This is a genomic window from Parageobacillus thermantarcticus (assembly GCF_900111865.1).
Classification (GTDB): Bacteria; Bacillota; Bacilli; order Bacillales; family Anoxybacillaceae; genus Parageobacillus; species Parageobacillus thermantarcticus.
Genome location: NZ_FOJS01000035.1, coordinates 1 through 15,152, shown reverse-complemented (window position 1 = coordinate 15,152; position 15,152 = coordinate 1). Strand labels below are relative to the sequence as shown.

15 protein-coding genes are annotated in these 15,152 nt (G+C 43.6%); 10 read left to right on the top strand and 5 right to left on the bottom strand.

Features of this window, described 5'->3' with window-relative positions; translation table 11 throughout:
• Nucleotides 1–5: 5 nt before the first annotated feature.
• Complete coding sequence (locus BM278_RS13865) at nucleotides 6–278, bottom strand: YwqI/YxiC family protein (RefSeq protein ID WP_013401114.1); 273 nt, start codon at nucleotides 276–278, stop codon at nucleotides 6–8.
• Between the two features lie 15 nt (nucleotides 279–293).
• Nucleotides 294–677 carry a YwqH-like family protein gene (locus BM278_RS13860; RefSeq protein WP_090950777.1) on the bottom strand — a complete coding sequence of 128 codons (384 nt, stop codon included), beginning with the start codon at nucleotides 675–677 and terminating at the stop codon, nucleotides 294–296.
• A 518-nt stretch (nucleotides 678–1,195) separates the two neighbouring features.
• Here BM278_RS13860 and BM278_RS13855 point away from each other — a divergent pair.
• Nucleotides 1,196–1,831 carry a phosphatase PAP2 family protein gene (locus BM278_RS13855; protein WP_090950774.1) on the top strand — a complete coding sequence of 212 codons (636 nt, stop codon included), beginning with the start codon at nucleotides 1,196–1,198 and terminating at the stop codon, nucleotides 1,829–1,831.
• A 564-nt stretch (nucleotides 1,832–2,395) separates the two neighbouring features.
• On the opposite strand, the gene BM278_RS13850 is transcribed toward BM278_RS13855, so the two are convergent.
• Nucleotides 2,396–3,268, bottom strand: coding sequence for a fructosamine kinase family protein (locus tag BM278_RS13850; RefSeq protein WP_090950772.1), 873 nt, complete (start codon nucleotides 3,266–3,268; stop codon nucleotides 2,396–2,398).
• Complete coding sequence (locus BM278_RS13845; RefSeq protein WP_090950770.1) at nucleotides 3,265–3,993, bottom strand: NAD-dependent deacylase; 729 nt, start codon at nucleotides 3,991–3,993, stop codon at nucleotides 3,265–3,267. The genes BM278_RS13850 and BM278_RS13845 overlap by 4 nt, the downstream gene beginning before the upstream one ends.
• Nucleotides 3,994–4,150: 157 nt before the next feature.
• On the opposite strand from BM278_RS13845, the gene BM278_RS13840 reads away from it, so the two are divergent.
• Entirely contained in the window at nucleotides 4,151–4,705 is a 555-nt protein-coding gene (locus BM278_RS13840; RefSeq protein WP_090950767.1) for a DJ-1/PfpI family protein, read from the top strand.
• A gap of 112 nt (nucleotides 4,706–4,817) precedes the next feature.
• Here BM278_RS13840 and BM278_RS13835 read toward each other — a convergent pair whose 3' ends face one another.
• Nucleotides 4,818–5,714 carry a DMT family transporter gene (locus BM278_RS13835; protein WP_090950765.1) on the bottom strand — a complete coding sequence of 299 codons (897 nt, stop codon included), beginning with the start codon at nucleotides 5,712–5,714 and terminating at the stop codon, nucleotides 4,818–4,820.
• A 282-nt stretch (nucleotides 5,715–5,996) separates the two neighbouring features.
• Between BM278_RS13835 and BM278_RS13830 the strand changes: the two genes are divergently transcribed.
• The 8 genes from BM278_RS13830 to BM278_RS13790 all read left to right on the top strand — a co-directional run.
• Complete coding sequence (locus BM278_RS13830; protein WP_090950812.1) at nucleotides 5,997–6,644, top strand: DsbA family oxidoreductase; 648 nt, start codon at nucleotides 5,997–5,999, stop codon at nucleotides 6,642–6,644.
• Between the two features lie 116 nt (nucleotides 6,645–6,760).
• The gene (locus BM278_RS13825) at nucleotides 6,761–8,203 is read left to right on the top strand and encodes an NAD-dependent malic enzyme (protein ID WP_090950810.1); all 1,443 of its coding nucleotides are present in this window, start codon (nucleotides 6,761–6,763) and stop codon (nucleotides 8,201–8,203) included.
• A 660-nt stretch (nucleotides 8,204–8,863) separates the two neighbouring features.
• Nucleotides 8,864–9,970, top strand: coding sequence for an ABC transporter ATP-binding protein (locus BM278_RS13815; protein WP_090950807.1), 1,107 nt, complete (start codon nucleotides 8,864–8,866; stop codon nucleotides 9,968–9,970).
• A complete protein-coding gene (locus BM278_RS13810) occupies nucleotides 9,967–10,893 on the top strand; it encodes a carbohydrate ABC transporter permease (RefSeq protein WP_090950760.1) in 927 nt (308 codons plus the stop codon). Before BM278_RS13815 ends, BM278_RS13810 begins: the two co-directional genes overlap by 4 nt.
• Nucleotides 10,890–11,702, top strand: coding sequence for a carbohydrate ABC transporter permease (locus BM278_RS13805; protein WP_090950757.1), 813 nt, complete (start codon nucleotides 10,890–10,892; stop codon nucleotides 11,700–11,702). The genes BM278_RS13810 and BM278_RS13805 overlap by 4 nt, the downstream gene beginning before the upstream one ends.
• Nucleotides 11,703–11,716: 14 nt before the next feature.
• Nucleotides 11,717–13,054: an ABC transporter substrate-binding protein gene (locus BM278_RS13800; RefSeq protein WP_090950755.1), complete on the top strand. Its 1,338-nt coding sequence runs from the start codon at nucleotides 11,717–11,719 to the stop codon at nucleotides 13,052–13,054.
• A 120-nt stretch (nucleotides 13,055–13,174) separates the two neighbouring features.
• The gene (locus tag BM278_RS13795; protein ID WP_090950754.1) at nucleotides 13,175–13,897 is read left to right on the top strand and encodes a glycerophosphodiester phosphodiesterase; all 723 of its coding nucleotides are present in this window, start codon (nucleotides 13,175–13,177) and stop codon (nucleotides 13,895–13,897) included.
• A 625-nt stretch (nucleotides 13,898–14,522) separates the two neighbouring features.
• A partial coding sequence (locus BM278_RS13790) for an IS256 family transposase (RefSeq protein ID WP_208601815.1) occupies nucleotides 14,523–15,152 on the top strand: 630 nt, incomplete at its 3' end.

The window sequence follows — 15,152 nt, the reverse complement described above, 5'->3', positions numbered from 1 at the left end:
CCCCGTTATATGGTCATCTTTTTGGCAATATTTCGGTCTGTCTCCGCAAGATTCTCAATATGTCTGCGAACATCGCTCTCAATGTGTAATAGCGTATTTTTATAATCGGTAACGATTTGATAGTAAAGGTCTTCAATTGCTTTTATTTTTGTGATGAAATCAAGAGAGGAAACAGGGAACGATGGATGTGAATGGTTAGTGTTTAATTCGCCGATTTTACGTTTTAACTCGTCTAAGGACGCTTCAACTTCCTGTAAATGGACTTTAATTTCTGTCATTGTGACCCCACCTGTTTACTGAGCCTTTAGATGAGCCAGCTGGCTTCGTTTTGAAGAGATGGTGTTGGAAATGCTTGTATTCATCGCTTCTAGTTCCGATATCTTTTTGGAAATATCATTTAGAAGGTCTTCGGTTTGCTGAATAATGCCTGTGTACGCGTAATTGATGCCATTTCTTATATCTAAAAACATTTCGGCATATTTGCCCTGCCATGTATAGGGAGTGAGTTCGGGGTCAAATACAAGTGTTTTGTGATCAACCAATTCGCTAAGTTCATTGGATATGCCGCTTTCAGCTTTTTTTAACCGTGCAATTTTTTCATGATTACCGCGCAATTGGTTTTCAAGATTAGAAATATCATTATATAATTGGTGAATGATGTATTCTTTCTCCGTCATATTCATCTTCCTTCAAAATAACTACTGTTTATAAAAAATATGGAATTCATAATATATTTTACACAGCGTTTGTTTTCCAGGAAATATAAAACAGGAAAATTAAGGATTTCGAATCATTTTATTCATAAAAATATGATAAAAAATACCTATTTGAATTTTAAAAAAGTTATTCAATCGGCCTGTATTGTAAAAGAAACGCGCCTGAATGGGGGTTTTTATGGGCCCAGTATGGTGTCTATAGGTGGAGAGTCGTGAACCGTGAAGACAGGAGTAATATTAATCGAGCGCAAAGGTGTCTGTGGCGCTGTGGAATCGGAAAGAAGCAGGCGGCAACTTTCCGGCCTGAGGGACACGAATTTCGTAGGAGGATGGGAATTATTGGACAAGTTTTCAATAACTAAACAAAGTTCTTTTTGCGAAGGTGATACGGAGTGAATGAAGCAGATGGTGGAAATGACCAAAGTCAAGTTATAATTTAGATAAATGATAAATATCATATAAAAGCAAGGAGCACGAACATGGACAAACGTCTTCTATTTGTATCTGTGCTTGGTTTTCTCCTTTTTCTTGCCATATGGGCCGCGGTGGCGGCGGGAGCGACCAATGCGATAGATCGGCGGTTGCTGCAATTGTTTGATTCATGGGACTGGATAGATGGCTTTACGATATTGGGGTATGGCTATTTCATCGGCATCGCCAGCATCCTGCTTGTGTTGTTTTTATGGTTTCGCAAGCGCGATTATTACGGCATGGTGCTTGTGCTGGTCGCTGTCGGCGGCGGTTACGGATTGAACACGTTTATCAAGGAACTTGTCGGGCGGGAGCGGCCGCCGTTTGCGCAAGGGGTGCACGGATTTAGCTTTCCGAGCGGCCACGCGATGGTCGGCAGCATTTATCTATTGTTGATTGCGTATTTTCTAAGCAAAGAAGTAAAGAAAGCATCGCAACGGCGGATGGTTCTTTTCGTTTTCGGCCTTCTTGCGCTATTGACAGGGCTTAGCCGCTTAAGCCTTCAAGTCCACTACCCGTCTGACGTTTTGGCAGGATTTTTGTTAGGGATTGCTTATCTTTCTGTTTGCATTTCTGTTTATCAATTTATTTGTAGAAAGTCGTCTACAAAAAATAGCGCCATTGATCGAAGGCTAACATCCTGAGCTTTTTGCGAGTTTTTATGAATGTTAGATCGTTCCCCATCTCGAAGCGAGGTGGGAGAATCCCCACGCTCAGTCGAAGGATGGAGAGTTCATAGTGCTTTAAGAACGTATATTTTTTGTTTCCGCATGGCAAAAGATTGGCCACGCATTGACAATATTGATTTTTCAATCAATTGTTTATATTTCGCTGCCATCCAACGACTAAAGTCCGTGGCAAAGTATGGCCAGTATGACAAAATTAAATGATAGTCCAGATTAATTTATGGGAATCTATGTAAAAAGAAACAGCACAGAGTTTTTTAAAGGCTTAAGTTTGGCTCAACTGAGAGTGGGATTTTGCACAAACATAGGACTTGACTCAAAATTAAGTGAGTTTGGGAAGTCGTTTAGACTAATCGTAGTTAAAGTCAGAATTAAGTGAAGTTTAAAAACTTATCTCCTGTGTTTAAAACAATAGGTGTTTCTAAGCGGTTTAATTAAAGCATCAAATTATCACTTTTTAGGTGAAGTGATTCTTAAATAATAGCCATCTGGGTCAGTTAACTTACTGAAAACAATTATCCACTATTCTCCCACATACCTTTGCAGCACACGATCGACCGCGCCGCCATATGCTTCCCCAAATAAGTTCAAGTGCACAAGCAAATAGAAAAGCTGGTACAATTGTTTCCGTTCGTGATAGTCGGAAGAGAGCGGCATCAGTTCGCTGTATGCTTCATAAAAGCGGCTGGGGAATCCGCCAAACAGTTCGGTAAAGGCGATTTCAAATTCATAATGTCCGTAAAATACAGCGGGATCGATCAAATACGGAACGCCGTTTGCGCCGACGATCCAGTTTCCGCCCCAAAGATCGCCATGCAGTAAGGACGGAGAGCAATCTTTTGGCAGCCAGCGTTCTAAAGAGGAAAGCAGCTTCTCGAACTTATTTCGCCGCTGTGCAGGCATTCGCCCTTTTTGTTCCGCCAGTGTGATTTGTGGAAGCAGGCGGCATTCCCGGAAATAGTCGCTCCAGTTTTCATACCATCCGTTTTTTTGCGGCAGCAGCCCAATATAGTTGTCTTCGGCAAATCCAAACGAAGGTCCGTAACATTGATGAAGACGGGCGATGGCGTGGCCGAGCTGTTCGGCTGTTTTGTTCGTTTCTTTCCCTTCAATCCATTCTAAAATCAAAAATCCATAATCGTTTGTTTCTTTCACTCCGTAAACAAGCGGAACGTGGATGGCGCCAGCATCGCGAAGCGTTTCAAGCCCCGTTTTTTCACATTCGAAAAAACGCGGGGGAAGAAAATGGCGGATTTTCATAAAGTATTGTTGCTTGCCGCTTTGGACGTAAAAAGAATCGTTGATGTCCCCGCCGTGTACGCGGCGGTATTGCTGTATAGGAGTCGAATCGCCAATATGCTGCAAAGCTTCCTGCAAGATCGTTTCTATATTCATCGCCCTTCACTCCCCTTCAGCTCACGATCCATCTCGCGAAGAACGTCGCCGATTTTCCGTTCATGAATGGCGATATCTGCAATCTCATCTAATTCAGTTGGCTCCCAGTTTACAATGACGATTTTCGCGCCGTTCTGTTTGGCAATGACCGGCAGCTGATTTGCGGGTGAAACTTGAAGCGAAGAACCAAGCACGATCAATAAATCAGCTTTTTGCGCCGCCTGCCACGCTTTTTCAATGGCGTCTTCCGGAAGCATCTCTCCAAACAGGACGACGGAAGGGCGCAAAAAACCGCCGCATTCGCAGTTGAATTGGTTGCGAAGATATGCTTCGCTATTTAGCGTGTTGCCGCACCGCTGGCAACGGACCGTCCGCAGCGAGCCGTGCAGTTCAATGACATGGCGGCTGCCTGCTTGCTGGTGAAAGCCGTCGACATTTTGCGTGATAATTTGTTTAATCAGCCCACGCCGTTCCCAGTCAGCTAAAATGGCGTGTCCTTTGTGTGGTTCGCACGATCGGAGAGTGCGGATGCGGTATTGGTAAAATTCAATGAACGATTGGCGATAATGTTCAAGCGCGTAGGTGCTCGCCAATTGTTGCGGATTAAAGCGGTTCCATAACCCTGTTTTAGCCGAACGAAAATCAGGAAGTCCGCTTTCTGTCGACATGCCCGCTCCGGTCAGGACGACGGCATGGCGGGCGGATGCAAGCCATGACGAAATCATGCTCTTTCTCTCCTTTGCGCATAGTTTTGGCATTTTTATTTTATTATAAAAACGCACAATTTTCTTATTTCATCTTTCGACAAACATTTCGCTTTCTCTTTTTTCCATCTTTCGCTATGATAGAGATAGTAGGAAAAATAGGTAAGGAGGCATGAACATGAGCAAAAAAGTGTTGATTGTAACGGGAGATGCCGTAGAAGCGCTGGAAGTGTATTATCCGTATTATCGTTTATTAGAAGAAGGATATGACGTAACGATCGCCGCGCCAAAGAAAAAGAAATTGCAGACAGTGGTCCATGATTTTACCGGCTGGGATACGTATGAGGAAAAACAAGCTTACCTCATCGAAGCACACGCGGCATTTGCCGATATCGACCCAACGCAATATGACGCGATTGTCATTCCGGGAGGACGCGCGCCGGAATATATTCGTCTTGACGCAGACCTTCAACGCATCGTTAGACATTTCTTTGAAGCAAACAAACCGATTGCTGCGATCTGCCATGCGTCGCTCATTTTTGAAACGATGCCGGATTTGTTGAAAGGCCGTAGCTTGACTGCTTACATCGCCTGCAAGCCAGGCGTGGAAGCGCTGGGGGCGACATATGTGTCTGACAGCACGATACATGTCGACCAAAACCTTGTTTCTGCTCATGCGTGGCCGGACCTTCCTGCCTTTATGCGCGAATTTCTCCGTTTGCTTCAAAAATAATGCGCAAATCCCCTCAAGCCAGCTTGAGGGGATTTGTATTTACTGTCCATGCGAAGGTATGGAAAAAGCTCTATAGTACACAAGAACCCCATGGCTTTAGCCATTGGGAGGTTCAGGACTTGACCTCTTTTGCCGCGGATGCTTCCGTGTTACGAACATTGGTTGCCAAATAAACCCCAATCAATACGAACGCGCCGCCGATCAGCTGTGACGCGGAAATGTCTCCCCCTAACAAAAATGTGATCATTGCGGTAAATACCGCGATTAAGTTTAAATAAATGCCCGCATAGCTCGGTCCGACTTTTTTGACAGACATGTTCCAAAATAAGAACGAAAAAACGGATGGAAACAAACAAATATAGATGATGCCAATCCATCCTTCCTCACTTAACTCAGCAAGCGGCAGCGGCTGCAAGAAAAGAAACGGAAACAATAAAAGAATGCTGAAAAATACAGAACAAGCAGTCGCGGTAATCGGGGGAACAGCCAATTTTTTCCCGATAATGGAATAAAGCGCCCATACTACTCCTGCCAGCAGCATCATCAAATCGCCGCGGTTATAACTCGTTTGAAAAATCCACTGTAGATGTCCGTTTGTTAAAATAAACAATACGCCGACGAGTGAAATGATAAAGCCGGCCGCATTGACAAACGTTATGCGCTCCTTTAAAAGAAAAAACGACAAAATGACGATAATCGCCGGATTCAATGAGTTGACAATCGCCGCGTTCATCGGCGATGTATATTCCAACGCTCCGTAAAGAAGTAAGTTGTAGCCAATAATGCCAAGAACACCGGAGATGATTAATGGCAACCAAAATTGCTTTATGATTTCTCCGTAACGCGGTCGTTCCAAAAAATAGGAGATAGGAAGAAGAAATAAAAGTGCAACGAGCCAACGAATGAACGTAAGCCATAAAGGACTAATCTCTGCAATAACATATTTTCCAAATATGTAATTACCTGCCCAAAATAAGTTGGCGAGCACTAAAAAAATTTTCTCTTTCATCTCAATCTCTCCTGTCTTGTCTTTTTTATCCATGTTCTTATGCTTAGCAGTTTGATGATTGTGGACAATTCTATTCTCAGGCAAGTGCGTGAATCGACGAAAAACAAAATCGCTTTTTGTGCAATCTCGGCTGTTTTTGCACATTCTCTACATATTGACAATAAAAAAGATTTTAATAGTGTGAAATAAGAGATTTTTTATTATAATAATACGAAACAGATGTGATAATATTATGATAAATGCATTCGGCACATTAGTAAATGAATAAAGGAAGTGATGATGTTGGCGTTAACGATCAAAGTATACTCGGATTATGTGTGTCCGTTCTGTTTTTTAGCGGAAAAGCCATTGCAAGAAGCGGCTGAAGGGAAAGATGTGCAAATAGAGTGGATGCCGTTTGAATTGCGGCCGTACCCAAACGAAACGCTTCGTCCGGAAGGCGAGTATTTGCAAACAACGTGGAAACAGTATGTATATCCGATGGCGGAACAAATGGGAATTCCGATCGTGCTGCCGAGAGTTTCGCCGCAGCCATACACTCATCTTGCTTTTGAAGGATACCAATATGCAAAAGAAAAAGGAAAAGCAAATGAATACAATCACCGCATGTTTACGGCGTTTTTCCAAGAAGAGAAGGATATCGGTGATATCGATGTGTTAACAAAGCTCGCTGGGGAAATAGGGCTTGATGAAAGAGAGTTTCGTGAAGCGCTGGAGACCCGCAAGTATAAGGAAGTCCACCGGCGCGCGTTGAAACATGCGTATGAAGAAGCGCACATCACCGCTGTTCCAACGTTTGTGATTGGCGATACGGTTCTTACTGGGGTTCGCTCGAAAGAAACGTTGGAAAAAGTCATCGAAGAAGAAATGAAGAAACAATCGTTCCGCAATTTTGGGGAAGGAATGGCTTGCGGAATCGACGGATGCTGACGTCGTGGTGGGCACATATTGACGAGAATAAGGATTGTCTTTTTTCCATTATTGAGATAATATGTGTACAGCGGAGATTTTAGGTAGATAAAAATATAAAAGGAAGGTAGATGGCGATGGCATTACCAAGTGGCGCAACGATGAACATTACGATTCGTCTTCAATTTGAAAAAGACCGCGTCACATTCAGCGATATCGCCGCTGCGATCGGAAAAGCGGGCGGAGATATCGTCGGGATTGACGTGATTTCATCGAGCAAAGTACATACTGTGCGCGATATCACCGTCAGTGCGTTGGATACAAAACAATGCGATTTAATTATTGAAGCGCTGAAAAAAATCCAGGGAGTTAAAATCATTAACGTATCAGACCGCACGTTTTTGATGCATATCGGCGGAAAAATTGAAACAAACTCAAAAATTCCAGTAAAGACGCGCGATGATTTATCGCGGGTTTATACGCCGGGGGTGGCGCGGGTATGCACGGCCATTGCGGAAGATCCAAGAAAAGCGTACTCCTTAACGATTAAGCGCAATACGGTGGCGGTGGTTTCCGATGGCACGGCCGTCCTTGGGCTTGGCGATATCGGGCCGTATGCCGCGATGCCGGTGATGGAAGGAAAAGCGATGCTGTTTAAGCAATTCGCGGGTGTCGACGCATTCCCGATTTGCTTGGATACGAAAGATACCGAAGAAATTGTCCAAATTGTGAAAGCGATTGCACCGGCGTTCGGTGGCATCAACTTGGAGGATATTTCGGCGCCGCGCTGCTTTGAAATTGAAAGACGGCTAAAAGAAGAATTAGACATCCCTGTATTTCATGACGACCAGCACGGCACGGCGGTAGTGCTTCTCGCAGGCCTATTAAACGCATTAAAAATTGTTAACAAAAAACTGGAAGACATTAAAGTTGTCTTAACCGGAATCGGAGCTGCTGGAATCGCCTGCACGAAAATTTTGCTGGCGGCTGGTGTGCGCAACATTATCGGTGTCGACCGCCACGGCGCGATTCATCGCGGCGAAACGTACGATAACCCGTACTGGCAGGAGTACGCGCAAATCACGAACCCAGATAACGAAAAAGGAAGCTTGTCCGATGTCATCGCCGGCGCGGATGTGTTTATCGGCGTTTCCGCTCCGGGCATTTTGAAGGTGGAAGATGTGAAAAAAATGGCGCGCGATCCAATCGTGTTTGCAATGGCCAACCCAGTGCCGGAAATCGATCCGGAACTCGCGGAGCCATACGTCCGCGTGATGGCGACAGGACGTTCCGATTATCCGAACCAAATTAACAACGTTCTTTGCTTCCCTGGCATTTTCCGCGGCGCTCTTGATTGCCGGGCAAAAGAAATTAACGAAGAGATGAAACTCGCCGCCGCGAAAGCGATTGCTTCCGTCGTCACAGAAGATGAACTAAACGAAACATATATCATTCCAAGTGTATTTAACAGCAAAGTCGTTGAACGAGTACGACAAGCGGTCATTGAAGCAGCATACCGCACCGGCGTGGCGCGGAAAGACAACATTCCTTTAGGGGTATATTCCGGAGAGCAAAAATAAATCTGCCGTTTGGACAAAGATGGTTGACAAATGGGTTTCAGACGATGTCTGAAACCCATTTTGGTGCGCCGGCATAGGAAAAAAGCCCAAACTGCGAAAGGGAGATTTTACAATTGATCGCAACATTCTTGGATGTGATAATTTGGTTGGTGATAACTTCAATCCCTTCAAAAAAGCAAAGACGAATCAATAAAAACATAAAGATACTTAAACAACAATTATGGTTTTCGAACTTAATAGAAAAGAGGGGACCTTTCCTATTATTTCATCCAGATATAAGGAATATGATCGACAAATATAATTTGCAAGATGAAACTCACAAAAAGGAAAATATAAGCAATTTAAAACATAAATTAGAAGAATTTATCCAAACCCGAAATTGGTAAACCTTTTGTTAGAAGGCAAAAACAAAGTCGTTAAGATTGGATTGATATCATTTGGATATTTGCCCGAACTTGAATGGAAGAGTTCGGGCTTTATTTTTTGTACTTGTCTAGTTCGTCAAAAACTCTTGCTATAAAATATCGGAATTTTACAAAAAAATAATCCTCTTTTAACATGTTATTTATAAAAATTACCTATGATGGAATTGAGAGTTAGTTGGCAAGTTGTTCGACGAGCCGCCCATGGTTGTGAAAAAAAGGGAAGAGGTGCATGCGCGTGGAGCAAATTGAATTAGTTCATGTTTATAAGTCTTACAATGGAAAAGACAATGTTATTCATGATTTAAGCGTTTCTATTGAACCGGGGGAATTTTTCGTTCTTGTCGGTCCGTCCGGTTGTGGGAAAAGCACGATTTTACGGATGATTGCCGGGTTAGAAACGATTACATCCGGGACATTGCTCATTGGCGGGATCGAGGTGAATGAACTGCCGCCAAGCGAACGCAACTTGTCGATGGTATTTCAAAATTATGCGCTGTATCCGCATTTAACAGTCGAACAAAACATTACATTTGGTCTATATAAAAAGAAAATTTCGAAACAAGAACAAAAGAAACGCTGTTTAGAAGCAGCAGAGATGCTTGGTTTGACCGATTTTCTTAAACATAAACCGCGCCAATTATCCGGTGGACAGCGCCAACGTGTAGCGCTGGCAAGAGCGATTGTCACTCATGCGCCTATTTGCTTGATGGATGAGCCTTTATCGAATTTGGATGCAAAATTACGGGCGAAAATGCGTTCAGAAATTCGCCAGCTGCAAAGACGACTAGGGATCACCATGATTTATGTGACGCATGATCAAGTAGAAGCGATGACGATGGCAGATCGAATGATGATTTTACACGAAGGGCGAGCGCAGCAAATCGGGGCGCCGCTTGATATTTATAACCATCCTTCCAATACGTTTGTTGCTTCTTTCATCGGCTCGCCGCCAATGAATTTGGCGAAAGCAAAGGTGCTAGAAAGTTTGCTGCTTTTTGACAACGGGCGGGCGATGCGGCTTCACCATCACTTGCCTCCTTCCACGCAGCAAATCATCGTTGGCGTCCGTCCGGAACATATCCGTCTTGCCAAGCCAAGCGATGACCATTTTATAGCGAAAGTCGTCAATGTCGAAGTTTTAGGGACGGAAACGCTTGTCACATTTGAACTCACGAAAAACGAGCATTGGATCGCGCGCTGGAGCGGGCAATGGAACATTCATGCCGGTGAGAAAGTGCCTTTAACGATTGATGAAACAGCTTTCCTTTTCTTTCATGAAAACGGCCAGCGGTTGGATCACTCGATACCTTCTTATGCGGCCGGCAAGGGGGAACACCAATGAATGCACCGCTTTCTGTAAAATCTTCTCCCTCCGTTCCGGTTCGCCGCAAACGAGCGGTATGGACAACGTTGGAAGGAATTGTGTACTTGCTTCCATCACTTATTTTGTTTTCTATTTTTCTTTTTTACCCAATGCTCAAGACAGTGTATTTAAGTTTCTACGCAACAGATCATCAAGGCAATCCTGTTCAATTTGTCGGGATCGAAAATTTTGTTTATTTGTTAAAAGATGTAAATTTTCTGCAAAGCATAAAAGCGACATTGCTGTTTGTTTGCTACACCGTTCCCGCCAGTGTGGTTCTAGCGTTATGTTTAGCGCTCATGGCTAATGAAAAGTTGAAAGGAATCGGTTTGTTTCGCACGTTTTTTTCTTCAACGATGGGCATGAGTGTCGCGGCCTCTTCTGTCATTTGGATGTTTATGTACAATCCTTCCATCGGCGTGATCAATAAAGTGTTATCTTTATTTGGCATTTCCGACGTTCAGTGGCTGCTTGACCCGAAAATCGCACTCATTTCTGTCTCCATTTCCACGATTTGGATGAATATCGGATTTACCTTTCTTATTTTGCTCGGAGGGTTGCAAAATATCGATCCGACTTTATATGAAAGTGCGCGCATTGCAGGGGTAAGCTACTGGTATCAACTCCGCAAAGTGACATTGCCATTATTGTCGCCGACGCTCTTTTTTGTGACGACGGTTTCGCTCATTCATTCATTCCAGACGTTTGGCCAAATCGATATTTTAACAAAGGGCGGACCGATGGACGCAACGAATGTCATTGTTTACTCCATTTATAAAGATGCTTTCATTAATTATAACTTCGGTTCTGCCAGCGCCCAAGCCGTCCTTCTCTTTTTCGCGATTTTGGTAGTTACCTTTTTGCAATTTAAATTCGGAGAGAGGAAGGTTCATTATCAATGAACGTTTTGCGGACGTTTCTGTTGTATGCCCTTCTCGTCATTTGTTCGGTTGTCGTGCTGTTTCCGATTGTTTACGCGTTTCTCATCAGTTTTATGGACGGAGCGGAAGTGTTGCAGGGACATATATGGCCACAGAAGTTCACGATGAAAAACTATGTTGCGGCGTTTCAGAAAGTTCCGTTGTTCGAGTATTTGTTCAACAGCTTTATCGTTTCGTTCATTGTCATGTTGGGGCAGTTAATCATTTCGAGCTTAGCGGCATTCGCTTTCGTGTTTCTGAAATTTAAAGGGAGAGATGTTCTCTTTTTTCTATGCATCGCAACGATGCTGATCCCTTGGGAGGCAACGATGATTCCGAATTTTTTGACCGTTCAAAAGCTCGGCTGGCTAAACAGCTATTTAGGATTGACGGTTCCATTTTTCGCTTCCGCTTTTGGCATATTCCTTTTGCGCCAGCACTTTAAAACGATTCCATTGGAGTTGTATGAGGCGGCGCAAGTATCAGGCGTTGGACGCTTTCGCTTCTTTTGGAATATTGTTCTTCCGCTATCAAGAACGAGCTTAATTACATTAGGAGTTTACAGCTTTTTAACGACTTGGAATATGTATTTATGGCCTTTGCTCGTTACCAATAATGACCGAGTCCGCACCGTCCAAATTGGCTTAAAGCAGATGCAATCGCAAGAAATTTCGACAGAATGGGGGGTGGTGATGGCGGCTGTGATCGTGGTCATTTTGCCAACATTATTGCTGTTGTTTGTCGGACAAAAGCATCTGCAAAAAGGACTTATGCAGGGAGCCATTAAATAAGGGGGAAAATAATCATGAAAAAGCGTGTTTCCGCTTTGTTCTTGTTCATTTTAATGACACTAACTGCTTGTTCAAGCCAAAGCGACGAAGCAACGGCTACTCCGTCTGAAAACAAAGACGGGAAAACAGAGGTCATTTTTTGGCATGCGATGAGCGGTGATTTAGAAACGGTATTAAAAGAGATTGTGGACGAATTTAACCAGTCCCATCCTTCTATTGAAGTGAAGCCGATTTTTCAAGGTACATACGAAGAGGCGTTGACGAAATTCAATACGGTGGCTGGAACGAAAGACGCGCCAACGATTATGCAAACATTTGAAGTCGGGACAAAGTATATGATTGATAGCGGCAAAATTCAGCCTGTACAGAAATTCATCGATGAAGAAAATTATGACACATCGCAATGGGAAAAAAATATCGTCAATTATTATACGGTGAACGGAAAAATTTACTCCATGCCGTTCAACTCCTCCACGCCTGTGCTGATTTATAACAAAGATGCGTTCAAAGAAGCGGGATTGGATCCTGAAAAGCCGCCGATGACGTATAGCGAATTAAAAGAGGCGGCAAAAAAACTGACAAAAAAACAAGGAGGGCAAACGACTCAATATGGTTTTTCGATTTTAAATTACGGTTGGTTTTTTGAAGAAATGCTCGCGGTGCAAGGCGGGTTGTACGTCAATAATGAAAACGGCCGCAACGGAAACGCCACGAAAGCCGTTTTTAATGGGGAAGAAGGGCTGCGTGTATTCGATTTAATTCGTGACATGTATAAAGAAGGAACGTTCTACAACGTAGGGCAAAACTGGGATGATATGCGCGCAGCGTTTCAATCCAAGAAAGTCGCGATGTATTTAGACTCTTCTGCAGGAGTGAAAACGATTATCGACAATGCGCCGTTTGAAGTGGGGGTTTCTTACTTGCCAGTTCCAGATGGCGTCGAACGTCAAGGGGTGATCATTGGCGGAGCGTCGCTATGGATGGCTAAAGATATTAGTGAAAAACAGCAAAAAGCGGCATGGGAGTTCATGAAATATTTGTCTACCCCTGAAGTTCAAGCGAAATGGCATGTGAAAACAGGATATTTTGCGATTAATCCAGCCGCTTATGACGAAGAGATCGTAAAAACGGAGTGGGAAAAGTACCCTCAATTAAAAGTCACTGTCGATCAATTGAAACAAACGAAACCGATACCTGCGACACAAGGGGCGCTCATCACTGTTTTTCCGGAATCCCGGCAAAAAGTCGTAAAAGCAATGGAAAGCTTATACCAAGGCGCTGATCCGGAAGAAGCGCTGGATCGTGCAACCGAGGAAACGAACCGCGCACTTGAAATGGCGAATAAGAAGTAAATGGAGCAAGGCTGGCCTGAAAGCAAATCATCCGACCATAGGACATGGTGGATGGTGTATGGAGGCAGACGCTTATGGGCCAGCTCTTTGACATATACATGAGTGGAGGTGCCGTGAAAAATGGAAGTTTATGCACATCGGGGATTTAGCGGAGAATATCCAGAAAACACCATGCTGGCGTTTCAAAAAGCGTATGATGCAGGAGTGGACGGGATCGAATTAGATGTGCAAATGACAAAAGATGGGGAAATTGTTGTCATTCACGATGAACGGGTCGACCGAACAACCAACGGCATTGGTTATGTTAAAGACTTTCTTTATAAACAGCTTCGTTTGCTTGATGCAGGAAGCTGGTTTCATGACCGTTTTGCCCGCCAACGCGTTCCCGCCTTGATGGAGGTGTTGGAGTGGGTCCAAGATTTAGATAAGGAAATAATGATTAATATTGAGTTGAAAAATAACGCCATCGATTATCCAAAATTAGAAGAAAAGCTGCTCAAAATGATTGGACAATTTCAGTTAGAAAAGCAGGTCGTATTATCTTCTTTCAACATATACAGCATGTTAAAGGCGCGGCGGCTTCATCCGTCGATCGAAATCGGCACATTGTTTGCAGGAGTTCATAAAGGCGCAGTTCCAAGTGCCAAGTTAGTGAACGCCCAAGCTATACATGGAGACTTGTCGTTTGTTTTATCTTCAGAAGGAAGAAAAGCGGTGGCCCAAGGGCTGAAATTGCGCGTTTATACGGTGAATGATACAAAGGTAACGGCGATGCTGCAAGATGCGGAAGTATCGGCGCTGATGACAGATTTTCCAAATAAATTTCTGGCGGAGACGTCTTAAAAGGCGTGGGATGTTTCTTGGCGCTAGCGGTTTTGTTTGAAGCGGCAGGCGCACGATGGTGAAACGGTGAAAGCATTGACATCATTGCCAGCGGCTTAGCTTGTCAGCAAGCTGAAACCTGTTTCTTTCAATGTTCGAAGGAAACAGGTTTTGTTTTAATAGAGAGATTCTGCCTCAAGGGTCGAATAAATAGAAAGGGGGATGCTTTGCATAGAAAAGGTCCATGGGCAACATTTTGCCTTCCACCCGGGCATGAAAATGGCCGCTCCAAGCGCGCGCATTTTCATAGAAATTCAATTGTGATAGTGCCGCCTTTGAAAGTGTAATTGGAACTGTCTAGACAGGACCATATTCGCATGGGTATGTGATTCCAAAATTATTTGATCAATTTGCGGCACGAGAAAAAGAAGTAGTTAATCAAAAAACGGATAAAACCAAGTAAATCTTTATTACATATGTAGAGGGAGATTTATTTTTGTCATTTAAAAAGAGAATAAAATGAACAATAAAGAATAAATGATGATGTATAAAATTTTGTGTAACACATTTTGCTAGACCAAAAAGAAAAAGGTAGGGTATTCTCTGATTGGACGAAAAACATTCCAGAGAAAGGAGAACCCTACCTATGTCTAAAAGTATATCGAATATGGACTGGGCAAATCAACTGGAAAGTGTCATTCGTCAGTTTGTAAAGGAAAAATTAGAACTGATCATGCGGGAAGAAATCAAGAATTTCCTCGAAATCGAACAGGCCGGCACATCGAATATGAGAAACGGCTACTATCAACGAAATTTAGATACGCAATATGGCCGGATTGAGGGGCTTTTGGTCCCAAGAGACCGAAACGGGGAATTTCAAACGCAGTTGTTTGCTCCTTATCAACGCCACACGGGATGGCTGGAGGAAGCTATCATTCGGATGTATCAAAGCGGCATGAGCACCCGGGAAATTGGCAAGTGGATCGAACGAATTCTAGGAAAAGCCTATTCTCCTGCGACGATCAGCCGTATTACCGATGTCGTAAAGGAAGATATCGAAAAATGGCGCAGCCGTCCACTATCCAAGCGTTATTCGGTCTTATATTTAGACGGTTTGTACGTGAAACTTCGCCGCGATACGGTAGAGAAAGAAGTCATTTATGTGGTGTTAGGAGTAAATGAAGAAGGATATCGCGAAATTCTTGATTTCTTTGTAGGAGGGCAAGAAAGCGCCTATGGATGGCGGGAAATCCTTCAGAACCTCTACCAAAGAGGC